The organism is Paenibacillus sp. AR247 (genome assembly GCF_002968895.1).
Lineage (GTDB): Bacteria > Bacillota > Bacilli > Paenibacillales > Paenibacillaceae > Paenibacillus_AQ > Paenibacillus_AQ favisporus.
Map to the genome: position 1 here is coordinate 2,140,535 of NZ_PCZT01000009.1, position 19,116 is coordinate 2,159,650.

A 19,116-nucleotide genomic window follows, 5' to 3' on the forward strand; every position below is an offset into this window, starting at 1 on the left:
CATCAAACAAATTACCCCCTTCACCTTCATCGCCTCCATCGTGTTTGGAGAGCTGCTCGGAAACGCCTTGTATGAACCGAAAGTCGGGTTGTCTTATATCGTCTATTCCATCTGCCTGTGGGGAGTGCTGCTTGTCGTTATCGAATACTTGGGGCAAAAATCGCTGTTTTTCCGGGGTATATTCGAAGGCAAACCTTCTGCATTGATCAAAAACGGCGTCCTGGATCTTCAGGCGCTGAAGAAAAACCGGATGAACATAAACCAGCTGCAAAGCTTGCTCCGCCAGAGCGAAACCTTCTCGATTCGGGAGGTCGCCTTCTGCTATTTGGAGGCCGACGGCTCCCTCAGCATTTTAAAAAATCCAAGTATCAGAAAACGACCGGGGAGGACATGAATCTGCCTGACAAACCGGTGTACGTTCCCGTAACGATTATCCGCGATGGGAAGGTGTTATGGGACGAAATCAAGGATCTCGGATTTGACGAATCCTGGTTGAGAGCACAGCTGGAACCGTATCACATAACCGATTATAAAGACGTTCTGATCGCCGAATGGCAGGAAGGGGACGGTATTTACGTCCAGACTTATGACAAAGACGCTAGCGGCGGGTAGGACCTGGGGTTCCATCATTCGATTTGCCAATCTTCGGATCCTGTCGAGGTAATAGCAGAACGAGGAACTGCATAAAAAAAGCCAGTCGCTGGATATCCTCCAACCACTGGCTCTGCATATCTGCCAAAGCTCTTGTTCGCTGACAGCTACATTCGTTAAGCTAGCTTCGACTTTACGGACAACAACATTCGCTTCGGCCGTCTTACTTCAATAGACCGTATAAGTTTGTCCGGTCTGGGCACCTTCCACACTTTTCCGGAACGCTAAGGCAGCTCTTCTAACAGGTATAGGCTCAAAGCCTGGGAAATAAGGTCCATAGGTATCCATGGACTCCTCCAGTACATTTGGGCTGACGTTGTTGATCCGGATTCCTCTTGGCATTTCAATGGCTGCCGACTGTACGAAGGCTTTGATGGCACCGCCCGCCATCGCTGATGAGATTCCGCCTACAATGGGACTGTCCATAATAATACCGGTAGTCAGGGTAAAACTTCCTCGATCATTTACATGGTCCAACCCCAGCAGCACAAGGTTGATTTGTCCTTTCAGCTTCCCTAAGACCGCGATTTCATTACGTTCCGGCGTTAATTCCTGCAGCGGACCGAAGTAAGCTTGTCCTGCGGTGCAGATTACCGCATCCACCTTGCCAACGGCATCATACATGGCGATGATGCTTTCGGGTACCGACATATCGACGGTGACGTCAGCCCCGTTGCGTCCGGCCGTAATGATCTCATGGCTCTGCTCCAATTCACGGCGAACCGCCGTTCCAAGCGTACCCGTTGCGCCGACGATCAATATTTTCATGTTCGAACCCTCCTGTGCCAGCTATTATTCGGCAATCTGATTGAACAAACACAAGAAATTTTAACACAATAGGAGAATTTCCATCAATGTGGGCTGCACTGATTTGGTTTGGCGTATCTGAATATGCTGCTCCAAAAAATTCCCCCATATGAAAATAAAAACCCTGGATCCATCAGAGATACTGACGAACCAGGGATTTAAAATGATCACAAAATCCATTAAAAAATCATCTCGCAGATGCCTGTACGATTCGGAACGTAATTTCCTTCGGCCTCATAATGGCACCGCCTACGACGGCGGCGTATGCGCCAAGCTCGAGACAGCGGCTGAACATGTCCAGCGTGATGACATTGCCTTCGTACCCAATCACATTGATGGGCGAGCCTTTCAGGTACGCATCGATCGCCTCGACGATGCCGCGGAAGTAGGCGCGGTAGGTCGCTTCGGTAACGTAACCGATATGCGGCGTGGCCAGCACATTCGGCATCGTCCGGAGCGGGTCGTCCACAGGCAGCGGCTCCTGCTCGAATACGTCCAGGCCGGCACCCGCGATCTTGCCGCTGCGCAAGGCTTCGATCAAAGCCTCGCGGTCAACGATCGGTGCCCGAGAGGTGTTGATGAGGTAGGCGGACGGACGCATGAGTCCAAGCTCCCGCGCGCCGATCAACCCTCTCGTGCGGTCACTGAGCACGACATGGATGGAGACGAAATCGCTGCTCTCCAGCAGCTCGTCCTTCGACGATGCGAGCTTCACTCCCGCGGCGGCAGCTTTGTCGGCGGTCAAGTTCTGGCTCCAGGCCATAACCTCCATGCCGAACGCCTGCCCGATGCGCGCGACGTTGCTTCCGATATGGCCGAGGCCGAGCAGCCCTAACCGTTTGCCAGCTCCGTCGTCCCCTCGCCGCCTCCTCGCGTCCCGCATACAACGACGCCTCGTTCCGCAGCCGCGGCCAGATCGACCGAGGCGTTGCGCATGCCTGTCGTGACCAGCAGCTTCAGGCGCGGCAGACGCCGGAACAGCGATTCCCGGAACGGCGTCCGCTCCCTCATAATGACGACGATCTCGCAATCTTCGATCGCGACGGCCAGCTCCTCCTCGTCATCGAAATGATGATCGAATACGCGGAGCTCGACGCGCTCCGCGACGGCGGACCAGTCCGTCATCGATAAGGCAACCTGTTGATAATCGTCCAGAATTGCGCATTTCATTATCCGTTATTTCCCCTTCCCGAGCGAATATATGAACCCATCATCGCATACGGCGAAATGTTTGCCAAGCTCCCGAAATTGTCGGCCGCTGCGACTGATACCTTCAGCCCGGGTTCATACCGTTCGTCCCCGTTAAATATAGACGACGATCTTCGCATCCTCCACTTTGACCTCATAAGTTTCAACGGAAGGGCTTTCTTCCTCGGTATGCCCCTCCTCGATCTCCACCTTATAAGTCTTTACCAGACATTTATGCGGATCAAAGATCGACTTGCCGTTCGTAATGTCAAACTCCCAGCCGTGCCACGGACACCGCAAAATCTCGCCGTCCCTTCCATACAAATACTGTCCCGGCTCGGACGGCAGGGTCATCCCGGTCACCCGGCCCATGCACAGCGGGGCGCCTTGATGCGGACAGGCATTTTTCAGCGCATAATAGCTGCCGTTTACGTTAAACACTCCGACGGAACGTCCTTCGACCATCACGATCTTGTTCTTGCCCGGAGGCAGTTCCGCCGCGGCTCCGATCACATGTCTACCCATCTCTCACGCTTCCTCCCTGCCGAATAGGTTATAGGTTATACAGTTCGCGTGCATTTTCGAAGAAAATCCGCCGGTGCATCTCTTCAGGCAGTCTCGGAAAGGTTTGCGTAGGCGAATCGAAATCCCAGTGCGTATAATCGCTCGCGAACATCAGAATGTGCTTCGCGTCCATCATCTCCAGCATCTGCAGCAGCTCGCGGTCATCATCGGGCCGCTCCAGCGGTTGGGAGGAGAGCCGGACATGATCTCGCAGGTAGTCGCTCGGGCGGCGTTTCATCCACGGAACCTCGTACCGTAGCGCCTTATACTCCGCGTTGAGGCGCCACATCAATCCGGGCAGCCAAGCGACGCCGCCCTCGGTCAAGACGATTTTGAAATTCGGGAAGCGTTCGAACACGCCTTCAGTAAGGAAGCTGACGAGATGGGCCTGAAAGCCCAGGGAAAGACAGGTATGCCATTCGATATAATGCGTGGGGTAACCGGGAGAAGGCTGGATGTTGATACCCATGCCGTCCGTGCCCGGATGGATGGCGAAGGGAAGGCCGTGGCGTTCGCATGCCTCGTAGATAGGGTAATACTGCCGCTGTCCGAAAGGGGCCCGGGCACCCGAATCAGTCATGACTTGGACGAAATGCGGGTGCCCGGCCCATCGCTCGATTTCCCGAGCAGCAGCCTGCGGGTCCTGATGGTTGACCGTAATCGATCCTTTGAACACGCCGTCATGGTTGTACTTGCCGAGCCAAGTGTCGGCCAGCCAATCGTTGAATGCGGCAGCGATCGCGGTTCCGAAATCAGGGTCGGGTTGAAGATTGCAGAAAGCACGCGGCAGCAAAATCGCATACGCATGGCCATATTTGTCGATGAGCTGCTCCCGCAAAAAATCGGGGTTGGAGCCGGTCGGGCCGCCCCCTGGGGGCGTCGCGTCCAGACGCGCGCCGTGAACTGGATTGCCGAAAAAGCCCCGCGTGCTTCCGTGATAGCGGTCTTTCCACGGCTGGGACATGTAAGACCGGATTTCGTCCGTGTTTATGGGGGACGGATGAACGTCGCAATCGATAATGCCGTAGGTCCGGCCGCCCCTCGTTTTCTTCGTTTCGGGTTGTACCTGCTGCTCCATTACTTCCTCAACCTCCTTAACGTAGTAGACTCTTTGCAAGCGCATACAAAAACAAGCGGCAATTCCGCCGGCCTCTTTGCATGACCCTTCCGTGCTGCGGCGTATTCTTCTAAAACCAATTAACGCTGCGTTGTCAGCGGTAATAACGATCCAATTCATTTTATGTGCGCTATTACATCATTTATCCGTTTTTTCGCCATTTCCTGCCTGATGATGTACATTTTTATCATTCCCGGCGTTCTTAATTGCTGCTCGTCATAACCCCATAGATGAATCAGATTCTTTTTTCTTTATTGAATTGATCTTTCTGATGACAACCGCGGTACAAACGGATATAACGCTTGCTAAGTACAAAAGGGCGTAAGCAATCGCCGCATAATAGGTCAGTTCTGCATCCATATCAGAGCTTGTAAGAAGTAAAATAACGATTAATCCTACAACAAATACTGCAGCTCCTATAAGAACATTTTGAACGACTCCTTTCAGATCAGCAACCTCCTCAGAATCTCTGTCTTAAGTTTAGGATCAATATTTCGGCCGTCACCTGGTTCCCAGTTCAAGTGGGAAACGGAATGGCGGCCGACCCATCCGTTATCGATAAGTTAAGGCGTGGCAGCCGCCCAGCGGCAGGAGCCCGTCTGTTACTCCACCCGGACAGCCTGAATATAGACGGATTCTCCGGAAAAGCTGGAAAGCCTGCCGTTTTCATCAGAAAATATCGAGAAAAACCTGCGCATGCCTTCTGCAGACTGCAGCATCTTGTTCTCCAAAGCATCTCTTTCCGCTTGCGGAAGCCCTGCCCGCTCGCACCAATCCTGAAACCGGAACGGTTTCGGGAAGCAGACGGCCATCTCGATGCGGAAGCCGGTGCTTTCGAGCAAATGAATCCACTCCGATTTCTTCCATGCCCGGACATGGCTCGGGTCCCGTAACTTTTCGATATCATTATAAAATTGATCCAAAGGGTCCTTCTCGGGAGCTACGTTGTCTATGAAGAGCAGTTTCCCTCCAGGTTTGGCAACCCGCAGAGCCTCAGCGCCAAAAGCCGGAACATCTGTGAAATGATGCGCAGCGATTCGGCAGGTCACCAGATCGAAGGATTCATCTTCAAAAGGCAGCTGCTCCGCGTCTCCCGTTATGTAGCTAACGTTCGTGTGTCCATTTCCGCCGATAAAGCGTTCTGCTGCCGCCAGCATATCACGGGTTAAATCACAGGCCGTTACATGCCGAACCAGCGGGGCAAGCGCATTGGCTACATGTCCTCCCCCGGTTGCGATATCGAGCACATTCATATTCGCGTTGGCTTTGGCGCATGACACGAGCCAGGCCAGATCCTCGCCTTTGGCATGGATTGCGCTCGTCACGTACTTATCCGCATTCCGGGAAAATTGCTGCTTTACCTGGTTCTTCATCGACTCATCCATCATCGACTCTCCCCCTTAAATCGTGATCAGTATCCAAATCGATTTGTATACAATAGCCATTAATATGTTTCACAGAATGAAACTAGATACCACTTGTTGATACAAAATTAAATTTAACACAGTACTTCTGTATTGTAAATGAACCAAGAGTCGCGTTTGAGCAGCGGTCACAAATGCCAGCCTTACCTCGTTATATGTGTAAACCCACGAAAGAAGGTTGATCCCATATGATCGCAGCGGTGAATAAAAAAGAAGAAATTTTAAAGGCTTTTCAATTCAGACATGCTTGCCATGTATTTGATAGCAGCCAAAAAATCCCGGATGAAGACTTCCACTTTATTTTGGAGGCAGGAAGATTGTCTCCGAGTTCGGTTGGCCTTGAGCCTTGGAAGTTCGTCGTGATTCAGGATGCGGCGCTCCGCGAAAAGTTAAAACCTGTCACGGGCGGAGCCCTAGGACAACTGCCTACGGCGAGCCATTTTGTTGTGATTTTGGCCAGACAAGGCTTAAGGCATGATTCGGCTCATGTCATGAAAATGCTGAAAGACATCCAGCATATGCCTGAAGAAGTAGTGCAGCGGGTTTCCGGGTTCTATAAAACCTTCATCGAAACGGAGCTCGAAAATAATGACCGTCTCCTGTTTGAATGGGCATGCAAACAAACGTATATCGCACTGGCCAACATGATGACAGCCGCGGCTCAAATCGGCATCGATTCCAGTCCCATCGAAGGATTTGATAAAAAGCAGGTGACCTCTATTTTACAAAACGAAGGTATTATCGGTGACGGCGATTTCGGCGTGTCCTGTATGGTTGCTTTCGGATACCGGCAAGAGGACCCCAAACGTCCAAAAGCAAGGCAGCGCCTCGATGAGATCGTCGAGTGGCGGTAAAGGTTGTGTAAAAGCCCTGATTCCTTTAAGGTGAAAATAGAAAATCAGCTGCGGAAGGAGCAAGTCGGATGCAGGATCTTTACAAGCAGTACAAGAAGCTGTTATTCAAGCTTGCTTATCAATTGACAGGTTCGGTTTCCGATGCGGAAGACGCCGTGCAGGATGTTTTTGTGAAGGTACATGATATCCCACGGGAACGTTTAACACAGCCCAAGGCTTTTTTGTGCAAAATGGTCACGAACCACTGTAAAGATATGATGAAATCGGCACGAAAACAAAGGGAGGAATATTACGGGGAATGGCTTCCAGAGCCCTTTCTCATGTTAAACGACGATTCAACGGAAGCATTGGAAAGGGATGATCTCCTCTCTTACGGAATACTTGTTCTGCTGGAAAACCTGACGACCTCCGAGCGTGCCGTGTTCATCCTGCGCGAAGCGCTGGGCTTCCATTACAACGAGATCGCCGAGCTTATGGAAAAAAGCGAAGTGAGCTGCCGGAAACTGTTCAGCCGTGCGAGCGCCAAGATGGGACGGATCTCCGATGAGCCCGTTCAGATCCACCCTGAGAGCCAGCAGTGGGTTCATGGATTTATGGGAGCCCTCAAGTAAGGGAACATGGATCAGCTTTTATCGCTGCTGGACCAAGATGTCGTGCTGGTTGCCGACGGTGGCGGCAAAGTGGTTGCAACGGTCCATCCGGTTGTCTCCCGGGAACGGGTCGGGCGTTACCTTCTCGGCGGCATGCGCAAAGCAGCCATGTTTGGAGAAGGAACGACTGTCGAAATGGGGCAAGTCAATGGAGAAGCTGCCATACTGCTGCGTTCGGAAGACACCGCAGTCAATGGAGTGCTGCTCTTTCACTTCGAAGATGGGAAGATCCACAACATCTATATTGTTCGAAACCCCGACAAGCTGGGGTTTATCTTCTAGCGTACGAACTGAGCACCGGTCATCCAAAAAAGTCATAACCACGATCTGTGGTTATGACTTTTTCGCTTGAGCGAGAACGGGGTATTACTGTCCCTGCAGGCGCACAAATGTAATATAATCCACGTTGACCGGCTCCTTGCCAGCGGAGCGCAGCTTCATGTTGATTTGCCCCCTGTGATACTGGCCATGCAGCGCAAGATGAGTCAAAATGTCTTGAACGGATGCCCGATACGACCTCCCGTACTGGTTGGTGTAGGTAATTACATCGTCCAGACGTTCGTCGGTTAGCTCGGCGAGATATGCGCTGAAGGCTTCCCGCATCTCTTGCGCAAGACGTTTACACTCATCCAGACTGTCATTTGGCCAAAGCGGCAGGTGGTTGCTGTCCTGTCCCTGCAGCCGGGTGAACCACACCTGCTCCGCACGCAGAGTATGACTTAGCAGCCGGAGCGCTTCGGCTTCGGATTCCCCCTCCCCGCCAGCTTCCAGCGCATCCAGTATGCGCTTGTCGGCCCAATAGAGCTGTTCGTACATGCTGCGAATCGTTTTCATTTCCTTAAACGCCCCCTCACACCATAATTTTCCTTATCAAAATTCAGGTTATCTGAGGAGTTCGCCAGCCTGGACCCATTTCCTTCTATGCTCAGTTCGCATGACATAGCGATGATTATCTTAATACATCCGCATAATTTGGCGGAAAGTGATCTTTGTCAGGATCTTTTAAATGCTGGGTCCCAATGACCTTCACCTTTTTAACGGATATTTCAAAGGTAAAGCGATCCTTACCTACTGGGATGTGAGGACCAACAGTAGGGACAACCTCTATCGTGCATTTGAAAGAGTACCCTCGGAAACCATTTGCGCGTCTTACCTCAACCACTTCAGCCATATAAGGATATAACATTGGAGTCACCGTCAATAAAGGCTCGTAAATATCCGGCAGCCGTTCTTCTATGTATGGTAATAGAAACAACATCAGCATGTCTTGATACTGTAACTCTCTAGAATCCTCATTCGGGTAATCGGCACTCGCAAGACAAGTTGTCCCTGAACTAAATAGTCAGTGGAAGGAGCAATATCCATACAATCAATAATTTTCGCTTCAAACCTTCATCCCCTCGTATGATTCTTTATCGATTATTCTCTATAGCTAAAAAGCGGTTTATTCACTTCGGCCGAACGACAAGTGAACATCAAAAAACTCCAAGCTGTCTAGCTTGGAGTTCCCTACGCTAAAAAAACTATTGGCGAGGTACACAGATCGTTAATCTGCCTGAGGTTGTTCCTGAAGAAAAGACAATGTTGACACAACGTCTCCCGTCTTGAGCCGTAAAGAACGAGATGGAAGACGGTCTAGGGAGTCCGAGAATATTGCGGACGGCTTGTGCATTCCGCGTACGTACGGCCGCTCTGAATGCATCCGTGTTTAAAGAAATGTTTTGGGAATACAACACATAGGCATCGGCAACGATCATCAAGTCGTCCCCTTGCTTTACCCGTGGTTTTTTCGGCATGGATCTCACCTCCTCTAAATCTATGATGTATTCTATTCGCGAGAATGATAGATTTCTTGGATCCGAGCATAACCAGACCAAAATATACACCGACACACACAAAAAAGACAATGAAATCCCCCTCCCTCCAGCCTTATGAAAATATTGCGAACGCATCAAAAAATGTTGCTTGCCTTGCCTATATGGCCCCATTTACCATCAAACATGCGGAAGGGTGTCACCATGGCTTACACCTGTCAGATCGAATCGCAGTGAGGGGGTGGCGGAAAGTTTGATTCGAAGAAAATGCTGACCAAAATTTGAAAGCGGTTTCTTAACCCGAGAAAAGGAGCTGAACTTAATGAGTTGGTATAAGAGATGGGCAGCGGTTGCAATGGCTGCAGTCATGATGGTGTCGCTGGTTCCCGCGGCCCAAGCGAGCGAGCTGGTTCCGACGATACAGGCAAAAGGGATTTCCCCGGCGGAAGATCCAGCGTCACCACTAGATGAGGTGCAGCCGGAGCTCCGTAATCTTGCCCTTGGACTCCCTTATGAATGGTCTGAAGCCCCGGATCCGTCGCATCCTGACGCCGGGAATAAGCTTACAGATGGGAAATATGGACAATTGGATATGAAGGACCTGGCCTGGGTAGGACATGTTCGGGGCAAAGCGCGTGAAGTCGTGTTTGATTTGGGTGAGGAAAAGTCGATCGGAAAAATAACCGCCCATTTTTTTCAGGATTACCCAGCCAACTCCATCCTCGTACCTTTGACGGTATCTATGTATGTCTCGGACGATAAGGAGAATTGGGGCCTTCTCTCCCATAACGCCACCCAACTGCTCTGGGGAGATGGACCGCCAAGGCAGGAAACGTTTGCGTGGGACGGCAGCCGGGACGGAATCCAAGGCGGAAGCGCGGACGGCAAGCTGGCTTATGCCCGCTATGTAAAAGTCATTTTCACGATGCATCCTACCCTATGGGAATACATTGACGAAATTGAAATTATGGGCATGGACGGAAAGATTGACGGAGCGGTAAAGGTTCCCGCTGAGCAGCCTCATTTTTTGGAGCCGGGCGACGCTACGGGCGGGATCCGGAATCTGAATCTGCTGTATAACGGACAGTATGCGGATGGTTTGGGGGACTGGACCAAGGAACGGATCATCCCGAACATCAGTTACGTGGATCAGAACGGGGAACCTGCCGACTGGCTTTTTGACGGTGTATTATATCTCGGGCTTGCTTCCCCTGCCGGCCGGGATTTCGGTCTTGGGCAAACAAATCTGGGGGACTGGACCTGGTATTTGGACAAAACCTTTGCGGCTGCGGGAGATATGCAGCAGTTGAATGAGGCGACCAAGGAAGTCGGGTCCAAGCTGAACCAACCTGATTATAAAGAGAAGGTTGTGCTCATGATTCCGAATCCAGGGGAATCTTTAAACGATTTTGGCGATGTGGACGGGTCAGGGGAATCGTTAAGCTTTAATGCCTCTGTCGTCGGACAAGAGAAAGCCCTCGAAAACAGAAAAAAGCGGTTCAGTGGTGGCTGGATCAGGTACGGCAAAGATGGCAGGCCGCGAATTATTCCAACCTGGAGCTCGTCGGCATGTACTGGCTGGAAGAACAAATCAGCACAAGCGAAACGGGACCCGGCTTGATTAAAGCCGTGAGCGGCAAGGTCCATGACATGAATCTGAAATTTTTCTGGATCCCCCATCTTTGGCTTATAAAAGTTATATGTGGAAAGACGTAGGATTTGATGCCGCGGCGCTTCAACCGAACTATTTCTTTGGCGGCATGGATCAAGACCGGCTGGAGGATGCCGCAGATACTGCAAAGCGCTACGGAATGTCGAACGAAGTCGAATTTGATGACCGGATGCTGCAGGACGGCGTATTCCGGGAGCGTTATATCGATTACTTGAACAGCGGCGCCGCAACCGGCTTGATGCAAAAGGGATTCAGAGCTTATTACCAGGGAAATAATGCGGTTTATAATTTGGCGGTGAGCAAAGATCCCGGCCTGCGTCTCATGTATGACTGGCTGTATCAATACTTGAACGGAACATACGAAATTCATAACAGTACACCACCTGAAGCAGACGTATTTATCAACGGACAAAAGTTAAATGGCGATGTGGTTGTACCCAATACTGAAACAGTTGCATTCACATGGGAAGTCCAAGACGATGACAGCGGTTTGACGAGGGTTACGGCCACTTTCGACGGCAAACCCTACGCCCCGGGAACGCCGATTGATTTGAAGGGAATGCCGGGTAAGCATCAACTGGCCATTACCGTGGCGGCTGCCAAATCCAAAACGACGGCTTACACGATCCGGGCGGCATCTACCGCTGACACGATGAAAGCTCATGTGAATCTCTTCGCCGAGCAAAAGCAGTTCACGACGCCCGGGGCTCCCCGCTCGTTGAACGCACAGCTGGACCAGATGAAGCGTTTTGAAGGAAAGAATGCGGCGCAGTTTGACAAATTCCTCAAAGGTTTCAATGCAAAGCTGGATCAACTGTATGCGGATCGTATCGTTTCGGATACGGCTTATGCTTCGCTGAAAGAAGAGGTGTATGATCTCGCCGGTAACCTTGCGGAAAATAAAACCGCAACCGCCTCTTCCGTCGAAGGCTCCGTTTCGACCTTGGCGCCGAAATATGCCGTCGATGGGTTTTCATCGACAAGATGGGCGAGCAACTATGGGTTTTCATCGACAAGATGGGCGAGCAACTACGTGAATGACAGCTGGTTTCAGGTCGACCTAGGCGAAGCCAAAACCTTCGATACGGTCCGAGTCGAGTGGGAATTCGCCCGTGCCAAAACCTACAAAATCCTTGTCTCCGACGACCAGCAGAACTGGACCAGCGTGATCCAGGACAATGATGGCATCATTACGGCCCATGATGGCAAAGAAACGGTCCATTTTGCCCCCGTTACAGCCAGGTACGTTAAATTTCAGGGGATTGAAAGAGCCACCGATTATGGATATTCCTTTTATGAGTTTGGGATCTATAACCTCTCGGGGTCAAGGGAGTAGGAACTCTGCCATAAGATAACTCTCCTCTTGTCATCCATATAGTCCTTGTTAGAAGAAGACTGCCGTTTAACCGGTAGTCTTCTTTCTTGCTTGCTTCGCATCGGTATAATCCCACCCTTTTCCATATATCTGGACTTGGCTTTAAGCGAAGATTCTGATCATTTCATTTACATATGAACAAGTGATCATGTATTATATAATAAATCATTAATTTTCATGGGGGGAGTTTCTATGCTGGATGTCTTGATTATTGGTACCGGGCAGGCTGGTCTTGCAGCTGCCTACTTCTTAAAGCAAATAGGAATACCATTTATGTTAATCGATAAAGCCAAAGCTTTAGGCGATTCCTGGCGCAACAGATACGATTCCTTACAATTATTCACACCCAGAAATTACAGCCGTTTACCTGGTCTTGATCTGCCTGGGGATCCAAAGGGTCTCCCTACAAAAGTTGAAGTTGCCGCATACTTATCGGAATACGCTTTAACCTTTGAATTTCCGATTCAGTTGGATACGGAAGTCAAATCGTTAACCTCCATCCCAAGGGGATTTGAGGTGGAGACTAGCCGAGGAACGATTCAATCCAAAAATGTAATCGTGGCTACAGGGCCTTTTCATAAACCGTATGTTCCAGCCATCAGCCAGTCCATTTCCAATGATACGACTCAGCTTCATTCTTCCGCATACCGGAATCCCGGCCAGCTTACACCAGGGAGCGTGTTGGTCGTGGGAGCAGGAAATTCAGGTGCACAAATCGCTGTAGAACTGTCTAATGACTTTGATGTCTATTTATCCGCATCAAACCAGCTCCATTTTAAACCTCTGTACATATTGGGAAAGAGCATTTTTTGGTATTACGACAAATTGGGTTTTTTACAGGCAGGAAATCACACCAAACGCGGGGAGTGGTTACGCCAACAACCTGAACAAATCTATGGATTCCAATTAAAACAACGATTAAAAGAAGGGAAAATCAAGTTATTCCCGAGGGCAGTCAGCGCGGAGTCACGTACTGTATTTTTTGCGGACGACCAACATGTTGAGGCTGACAATATCATTTGGGCAACCGGGTTCCGGCCGGATTTCTCCTGGATCCAAATCAATCATCTGTTTAATGAACATCAAGAAATTACCCAGTTCAAAGGTATTTCTAATATTCCTGGCCTATATTTTATCGGTCTACCGTGGCTGAACTGCAGAGGGTCTGCTCTTTTGGGGTGGGTACAGCAGGATGCCAGACGTATCGCCGAATACATAAATAATGATTTAAAGTCAATGTAACTGTTCTCGCCGGGACTTATCTAGGTTTAGCACTTCTTTTTTTCGCTTGCAAACAAAAGTCTGAAACCGGCTTCCCTTGTATCGGCCACCCTCGACGTGTCAATCTTGCCTAGAAGTATGCGTAATTATTTCTCAGGAAACTATTTATGATATACTAAAAAAAATGAGTCGAGGAGCCAGCATGAACCATGGACACTGCAGATAAAAGCAAAGCCGCAATTCATGATTTTTTTATTCAGTTTCTTCAACAAAAAGAAGAATACGAATCCCGAATCTCCGCAACCTATCTCGAAGATATAAGGAAGCATATCGGTGCCGAATTCAGTTTGAACATGACAGAACTGCACACCATTGCGTGCATCGGGGAGCAGGAGCCGATCAATGTCACTTCCATCGCGGAAAAGATGAATTTGAGCAAAGGGAACACCTCCAAGATCGCGAACAAATTACTTAAAGCCGGTTGGGTGCGGAAAGCCCAGCTCAACGATAACAAAAAGGAAGTGTACTTTCGGTTAACTCCTGCCGGCAAAAAGCTGTTTGCTGCGCATGATGAGCTCCATGTGATGGAAAAGCAGAGAATGTACGAGTTTTTGGGAAGGTACAGCGATGCCGAGCTTGATTTGATCAAGCGCCTGTTTGCAGACATGGTTGACTTCTATCGGTGACACGTACCACCGCAAACGACCCCTAAATATCAAAAGCAACCGGTAGTCCCCGGCTGCTTTTTTTGTTGAAGTGAGCACAGCGCCGAGAGCGCTACATTGATCAAACGATTCATCTCACACGCTACATTTTCAAAGCCCCCTGCGTCATGCCCTGAATGTAATATTTCATGCCGAAAGAAAAAATCAAAATTAACGGGATCGAGGAGATGGCGTATGCCGAAAACTGCGTTCCCATATCGGTGATGCCGAACTGCTTTGTAAAGACGGTAAGGCCGACAGCAACCACCTGAAGACTGCTGTCCCTGATCGTAAGCAGCGGCCAAATGTAATCATTGTACACGCCAACAGCCTGCATAATGAACAAGGTGGCCAGGATCGGCAGCGACAGCGGGATGACGATTTGAAAAAATACACGAATCTCCGATGCTCCATCCATCCGGGCCGCTTCAAACAGCTCGCTGGGGATGCCGGACATAAAACTCCTGCACAAAAAGGTTCCGAAGATTTGCCCGCCGGCTGCACCGGCAATAATGATCACCCAAGGTGTATTCGTTAGTCCCAGGTTATTATACAGGACGTACGAAGGAATCAGCGTTAACACACCCGGAATCATCATCATGGCCAGCATCATCATAAACAGCAGTTCTTTGCCGGGAAAGCTTTTTTTGGCGAATATATATCCTGAAATGGAAGAGAGCAGAATGACACAAGCACTGGCTCCGACCGCATACAAGATGGAATTCACCATATATCGCCAAATACTGGTGAACGCAGCGCCGTAATTATTCCATTTGGCCGGAGAAGGCAGTCCCCAGAAATTGCCGAGAATTTGCGCATTGCTTTTTAAGGAGCTGACGATCATGAACAGAATCGGCACCAGCATCAGGATGACCAGCACGCACAGCAGCACGATGATGGTGATCTGAGGGAAACTGAGATACTTAATGAGCCAACCTTCGTTTTTTCTGAGCTTTTTCACGGGGCCAACGCTTTCTGCCGCTGTATCCGTTTGGGTATACATCGATGCCTCTCCTCCTTCCTTAATCTTCTGTTTTAATAAGCTTCATGTTCACAACCGTAATCGCAAGGATCGCCAGGAACATGCTTACACCGAGCGCCGAGGCATACCCGAGATCGTTAAACTTGGTGGCGGCATAATACATCTGCAGTGCGGGTACATAAGTCGAGTCCATGGGACCGCCGCCCGTAACGATCATGATGCCGTTAAAATCCTGAATAATGCCAATGAGGGTTAAAATGATCAGAAACTTGAATTGACCGCCCAGCAGCGGCAAATGAATGGAACGGATAATCCGCCAAAGATTGGCCCCATCCATTTTTGCGGACTCGATCAGCTCGTTCGGAATGGACAGCAGACCTGCGTAAAACACCAGCAGCTGCAGGATGCCGATAAACGGAAACCCGATAAAAATAATAGCCCACAAGGCGGTATTAGGGTCACCAAGCCAACCATGCGCCCAGGAACCAAGCCCGATCAGTTCTAAGACGTTATTGATCAGACCCACGTTCGGATCATACAGGTTTTGCCAAATCAACAATAGGGCCACACCCGGAATAACCATCGATGCGGTAAATGCCGTCCGAAAGCCGTATTGCAGACGTTTACTGCGTAGATGGAATATGAGTTCAGCGGTAATGAGTGCAGGGATAATCGCTTTGATCAAACCGGTGATGATCAGAATGACCAGATTGCCCATCCCCTTAATGACATAAGGATCATGAATCATTCGTTCAAAATTGGCCAAGCCGACAAAGGTGGTCCTGCCCCCTGGCTGCCAGTCATATAAGGAATGGAATAAGCCCGAAAAAGCCGGGTAATAGAGAAATACGAACACCAGAATAAAGGTCGGTGCCAAGCCCAGGTAAATATATTTGCTTTTCCATATCTGGCGGAAAATAACCAGCCGGTTGCGCTTCTTCAGGTAATTCAAGTACAGCAGAATAAGGACGACCGCCAAGACACCGGCTGCAGCCCAAAGCATAGCGTTTAGGCGTGCCTTGCTTGCCGCTTGATCGATGACACTGCCTACATCGTACTTAAAAATCCTTCCGTCATTGGTGCCCGAATACAGCGTCTTGCCCTCCCGGTCAAATTGAACGCCCCGGCCTTCCCCAGTGATCTTTGACTCCCACAGCTGCTTTCCGTGCCCGTCGAAAATATAGTAGTTACCGGATAAATCCGAGACGCCGATCCGTTCCCCATCGCTTGAAAAGGCGACATCGGTCACGATGTCCCGCGTGTTAATCGAGCCGTTAACGCTACCGTTCTGATCAAACAATTCCACCTTATTGGAAGCCGTACCCACAGCAGCCAGGCCATTGTCTGAGACGGCCACCGCCTGGATTTGATTATCCGCGCTGAATTTATACAGCAGGCTGCCATCCTTGTCCAGGAGATAGGCGAATTGGTCGCTTGTTGCGGCAACGATCCACTGTCCGCTGCCCGATACGCTCACTTCCTTCAATAGGGAACCGATGGGAATGCTGCCTGTCTGTTCTCCGCTATTTTGATCCACAATGACCAGATCTTTGCTGCGCTGGGTAACGAGAACGATGGTGGACCCGTCCTGCGATGCGGCCAAGCTTTTGACCTGCCGCTTCAGATCTGAATCCCACAGCTGACCTCCTGTCTCGTCATACGCATACAGATGCCTGTCATCCGATGAAACCAGAAAGGTGCCGTTACTCAGAAGTGCTACCCCTGTAACGACATTTCCGGCCTCAACCTCAAAGATGGGATTGCCTTCGGAATCGTAAAGAAATGCCTTCGCATTATGACCCCCAACGGCCACACGGCTCCCATCCGCTGATACGGAGAGGGAGGTGATATTCCCCGCTCCTTCAATGGACCAATGGTCTTTGGCAAGTGCTGCGCCCGGGACAAGCCCTAGAAGCAGGACCAGTGCAAGAAATATCCATGGGGCTTTCCTCATGATGAACCTCCCTTTTTATCCGTCATCCTTACGAATTGCCTGTTTTCCTCGGGTCATCATACGTTGTCTGCACATGCAAATGCATGTGCAGACCTGTGTGAAAAAGTGATTAACGCTGCGGCGGACGCCGCTCGGGGTGATCCAGGTCGGAGAGTTCTTTCTTGGCTTCTTTCATAGCAGGTTCCATATATTTATCGATATTCGCCTGCAGCTGCTCCAAATATTGATCCGTTGTCAGCTTACCGCTGAAGTACCGCTGTACGAGCCCTACCCAATCCTGCACGGAGGGCTGGTAATCCCACATTCCGCGAGCCAGATTGTTCGCGGCGCTGGTATAGCCTTCGGTATTTCCAATCGGCTTGAAGTCGGCGAATGCCGCCGCCATCTCATCCGGGAGCGTAATGCCTTTAATGGCCGGTGCACCTGAGAGGGAGGCGTCGTCACTCTTCTGGATCGCATCCAAATATACGGCGTAGCCTTCCGGACTCGTCAGGTACATCATGAAATCCACGTTCAGTTCATTTTGCTTCGCGTCTTTATTGACGAAACCGTAGAATCCGATCGGAATCTGGATCGTACGGGCCGGTGCCATCACCTCAGGTCCTTCCATGGAAGGCATGTTGAAGAATCCGTATTCGAAAGGCTTCACGCCTCCTGTGGCACCCGTTTTTTCCTCATCCGCGAAATCTTTAGGGAGCTGCCAGTAGGAGGCCGGCGTACCTAACATCGTCGCCGCTTTTCCCGTCAGGAACAGATTGTAAGCCTGGTCCTCTTTCACTCCGAAAAATCCGTCCGGCACATAATCGAACAGTTTTTTCAGATTTTCCGAGTAAGCCTTCCACTGGGGATTGCCGGCAATTTTGAAGGGACCTTCTTTGTCTTTAACAGCTTTCCACAGCCGCATTTCGTTTTTGGTCACCTTACTGTTGGAATCGTTATACGGATCTGTCAGATCGTATTTCCATTGTTCGTCGAGCTCAGGGACGTAAGTATAGTCCTGCTCTTGGGACCTGATGATGTTAATGTAATCGCGCATGTACTGATCGGCATAGATCCGCACCAGCCATCCCAAATTTTTTACTGTTAACTAGGCCACCGACTTCGTTATTTGTAACCAGGTCAACATCCGGCACACCTGCTGCAAATTGAGCTGTCAGCCATTCCTTGTAGCCTTCCGCCGGCTTGTTGTCGACTTTGACCTTCACTCCCGGATTTTTCTTCATATACGCTTCGGTAACCGCATTCCATACTGACGCCGATGCATTCGGCAAGGAAATGTTAATATTTCCTGTCAGCTGTGACGCGGCCGGATCCTTCCCGGCATCTTCCTTACCCTGATCCTCACCCGTTGGATTGGATTCTGCGGTGCCTGGATTGTCTGGTGGTGTGGGAGCTGCTTTGGTGCATGCCGACAATAAAGCCAAAAGCATCACAATACTCAAGAGAACGATGAATCCCTTCCTTTTGTTCACGTTGATCTCCCCTATTTTCGAATGGTCATGAATGATATGAAGCGCTTTCAATTGCAATAAACTTGAACGAATACGCTTCAGCTGTAAGTATACGTTTTAAATTTTGTATACTTTGATAAACAAAGTATACTGTAGGAGTTTGCCTATTGCAATAGTTTTTATTGCGAAACACGCTGTGGAAAGCCGAAGTTTTGCTGGCGGGATAAGGATGATATATGACCGGGGAACATGTTCTTCTTTCTTGAAAAAAAGCTCCCGTTAACCGGGAGCTCTGCAATTTAGTTGTTTCTGATGCGCTGCTTCGTCGATAAGGGAGCGGTGCTGTCGCGCAAGATCAGCGTCGGAACGATCTCGTCTTTCACCAGGGACGAATGATCCTCCTCCAGTTCAAACAGCAAAATCTCCGCCGCCCTCTGTCCCATCTTGCGCGTATTCTGATTCACCGTGGTGAGCCTTGGATAGGAATACTCGCCGAGTTTCACATCATCGTAACCGATAATGCTTATATCTTTGGGGATGTTCATCCCGGATTCTCTCGCCGCGTTCATCGCACCGAAAGCCTTATAGTCGCTTGTGGCGAATATCGCCGTTGGCGGCTCCGGCAGCTTCATCAGCCTTTTGAACCCTTCCTCCCCCATCTCCGCCCGTTCGTCTTCTCCGTCGACGA

The 19,116-nt window shown here is 50.1% G+C and carries 20 protein-coding genes and 2 pseudogenes; 8 read left to right on the top strand and 14 right to left on the bottom strand.

Annotated elements, in window-relative coordinates; genetic code table 11:
- Positions 1-612 (top strand): annotated as a pseudogene (locus CPT76_RS18560) (DUF421 domain-containing protein); the annotation flags it as partial.
- A gap of 207 nt (positions 613-819) precedes the next feature.
- On the opposite strand, the gene CPT76_RS18565 reads toward CPT76_RS18560, so the two are convergent.
- The 6 genes from CPT76_RS18565 to CPT76_RS18585 form a co-directional block, all read right to left on the bottom strand.
- Complete coding sequence (locus tag CPT76_RS18565) at positions 820-1,419, bottom strand: short chain dehydrogenase (protein ID WP_105443883.1); 600 nt, start codon at positions 1,417-1,419, stop codon at positions 820-822.
- A 226-nt stretch (positions 1,420-1,645) separates the two neighbouring features.
- Entirely contained in the window at positions 1,646-2,341 is a 696-nt protein-coding gene (locus CPT76_RS18570; protein ID WP_258168575.1) for an NAD(P)-dependent oxidoreductase, read from the bottom strand.
- A complete protein-coding gene (locus CPT76_RS39980) occupies positions 2,290-2,628 on the bottom strand; it encodes a Rossmann-fold NAD(P)-binding domain-containing protein (protein ID WP_258168576.1) in 339 nt (112 codons plus the stop codon). Before CPT76_RS39980 ends, CPT76_RS18570 begins: the two co-directional genes overlap by 52 nt.
- Before the next feature lie 132 nt (positions 2,629-2,760).
- The gene (locus CPT76_RS18575) at positions 2,761-3,171 is read right to left on the bottom strand and encodes a Rieske (2Fe-2S) protein (protein ID WP_105443884.1); all 411 of its coding nucleotides are present in this window, start codon (positions 3,169-3,171) and stop codon (positions 2,761-2,763) included.
- A 28-nt stretch (positions 3,172-3,199) separates the two neighbouring features.
- Positions 3,200-4,288, bottom strand: coding sequence for an amidohydrolase family protein (locus tag CPT76_RS18580; RefSeq protein WP_105443885.1), 1,089 nt, complete (start codon positions 4,286-4,288; stop codon positions 3,200-3,202).
- Between the two features lie 641 nt (positions 4,289-4,929).
- On the bottom strand, positions 4,930-5,712 hold the full coding sequence (locus CPT76_RS18585) for a class I SAM-dependent methyltransferase (protein ID WP_105444132.1): 783 nt from the start codon (positions 5,710-5,712) through the stop codon (positions 4,930-4,932).
- Positions 5,713-5,939: 227 nt separating this feature from the next.
- Here CPT76_RS18585 and CPT76_RS18590 point away from each other — a divergent pair, with 227 nt between their 5' ends.
- The 3 genes from CPT76_RS18590 to CPT76_RS41515 all read left to right on the top strand — a co-directional run bounded on the left by CPT76_RS18590 (position 5,940) and on the right by CPT76_RS41515 (position 7,537).
- On the top strand, positions 5,940-6,605 hold the full coding sequence (locus tag CPT76_RS18590; RefSeq protein ID WP_105443886.1) for an NAD(P)H-dependent oxidoreductase: 666 nt from the start codon (positions 5,940-5,942) through the stop codon (positions 6,603-6,605).
- A gap of 68 nt (positions 6,606-6,673) precedes the next feature.
- Positions 6,674-7,216, top strand: coding sequence for a sigma-70 family RNA polymerase sigma factor (locus CPT76_RS41510; protein WP_308737612.1), 543 nt, complete (start codon positions 6,674-6,676; stop codon positions 7,214-7,216).
- A gap of 6 nt (positions 7,217-7,222) precedes the next feature.
- Positions 7,223-7,537, top strand: a complete 315-nt coding sequence (locus CPT76_RS41515) for a sigma-70 family RNA polymerase sigma factor family protein (RefSeq protein WP_308737613.1) — start codon at positions 7,223-7,225, stop codon at positions 7,535-7,537.
- 84 nt (positions 7,538-7,621) lie between these two features.
- Here the strand turns inward: CPT76_RS41515 and CPT76_RS18600 are convergent, their stop codons facing one another.
- From CPT76_RS18600 to CPT76_RS36720, 3 genes are all read right to left on the bottom strand, one after another.
- The gene (locus CPT76_RS18600) at positions 7,622-8,089 is read right to left on the bottom strand and encodes a DinB family protein (RefSeq protein WP_105443887.1); all 468 of its coding nucleotides are present in this window, start codon (positions 8,087-8,089) and stop codon (positions 7,622-7,624) included.
- A 115-nt stretch (positions 8,090-8,204) separates the two neighbouring features.
- Positions 8,205-8,519: a DUF3888 domain-containing protein gene (locus CPT76_RS18605; protein WP_105443888.1), complete on the bottom strand. Its 315-nt coding sequence runs from the start codon at positions 8,517-8,519 to the stop codon at positions 8,205-8,207.
- 259 nt (positions 8,520-8,778) lie between these two features.
- Entirely contained in the window at positions 8,779-9,051 is a 273-nt protein-coding gene (locus CPT76_RS36720) for a hypothetical protein (protein ID WP_145022703.1), read from the bottom strand.
- A 991-nt stretch (positions 9,052-10,042) separates the two neighbouring features.
- Between CPT76_RS36720 and CPT76_RS39985 the strand changes: the two are divergent.
- The 4 genes and pseudogenes from CPT76_RS39985 to CPT76_RS18620 all read left to right on the top strand — a co-directional run bounded on the left by CPT76_RS39985 (position 10,043) and on the right by CPT76_RS18620 (position 14,023).
- Positions 10,043-10,785 (top strand): annotated as a pseudogene (locus CPT76_RS39985) (DUF4855 domain-containing protein).
- Positions 10,752-12,077, top strand: a complete 1,326-nt coding sequence (locus CPT76_RS42170; RefSeq protein WP_374954662.1) for a DUF4855 domain-containing protein — start codon at positions 10,752-10,754, stop codon at positions 12,075-12,077. Before CPT76_RS39985 ends, CPT76_RS42170 begins: the two are co-directional and overlap by 34 nt.
- A gap of 231 nt (positions 12,078-12,308) precedes the next feature.
- Complete coding sequence (locus tag CPT76_RS18615; RefSeq protein ID WP_105443889.1) at positions 12,309-13,358, top strand: flavin-containing monooxygenase; 1,050 nt, start codon at positions 12,309-12,311, stop codon at positions 13,356-13,358.
- Positions 13,359-13,546: 188 nt separating this feature from the next.
- Complete coding sequence (locus CPT76_RS18620) at positions 13,547-14,023, top strand: MarR family transcriptional regulator (protein WP_105443890.1); 477 nt, start codon at positions 13,547-13,549, stop codon at positions 14,021-14,023.
- A 121-nt stretch (positions 14,024-14,144) separates the two neighbouring features.
- Here the strand turns inward: CPT76_RS18620 and CPT76_RS18625 are convergent, their stop codons facing one another.
- The 5 genes from CPT76_RS18625 to CPT76_RS18640 all read right to left on the bottom strand — a co-directional run.
- Positions 14,145-15,044, bottom strand: coding sequence for a carbohydrate ABC transporter permease (locus tag CPT76_RS18625; RefSeq protein WP_105443891.1), 900 nt, complete (start codon positions 15,042-15,044; stop codon positions 14,145-14,147).
- A gap of 19 nt (positions 15,045-15,063) precedes the next feature.
- On the bottom strand, positions 15,064-16,977 hold the full coding sequence (locus tag CPT76_RS18630) for a DUF5711 family protein (RefSeq protein ID WP_105443892.1): 1,914 nt from the start codon (positions 16,975-16,977) through the stop codon (positions 15,064-15,066).
- A 109-nt stretch (positions 16,978-17,086) separates the two neighbouring features.
- Positions 17,087-18,049 (bottom strand): type 2 periplasmic-binding domain-containing protein, encoded by a 963-nt coding sequence (locus CPT76_RS18635; protein ID WP_258168577.1) that lies wholly within the window; start codon positions 18,047-18,049, stop codon positions 17,087-17,089.
- The gene (locus CPT76_RS39995) at positions 17,997-18,449 is read right to left on the bottom strand and encodes an extracellular solute-binding protein (RefSeq protein ID WP_258168578.1); all 453 of its coding nucleotides are present in this window, start codon (positions 18,447-18,449) and stop codon (positions 17,997-17,999) included. The genes CPT76_RS18635 and CPT76_RS39995 overlap by 53 nt, the downstream gene beginning before the upstream one ends.
- A 278-nt stretch (positions 18,450-18,727) precedes the next feature.
- Positions 18,728-19,116, bottom strand: a 389-nt coding sequence (locus CPT76_RS18640) for a LacI family DNA-binding transcriptional regulator (protein ID WP_146116351.1), incomplete at its 5' end; no start/stop codon positions are given.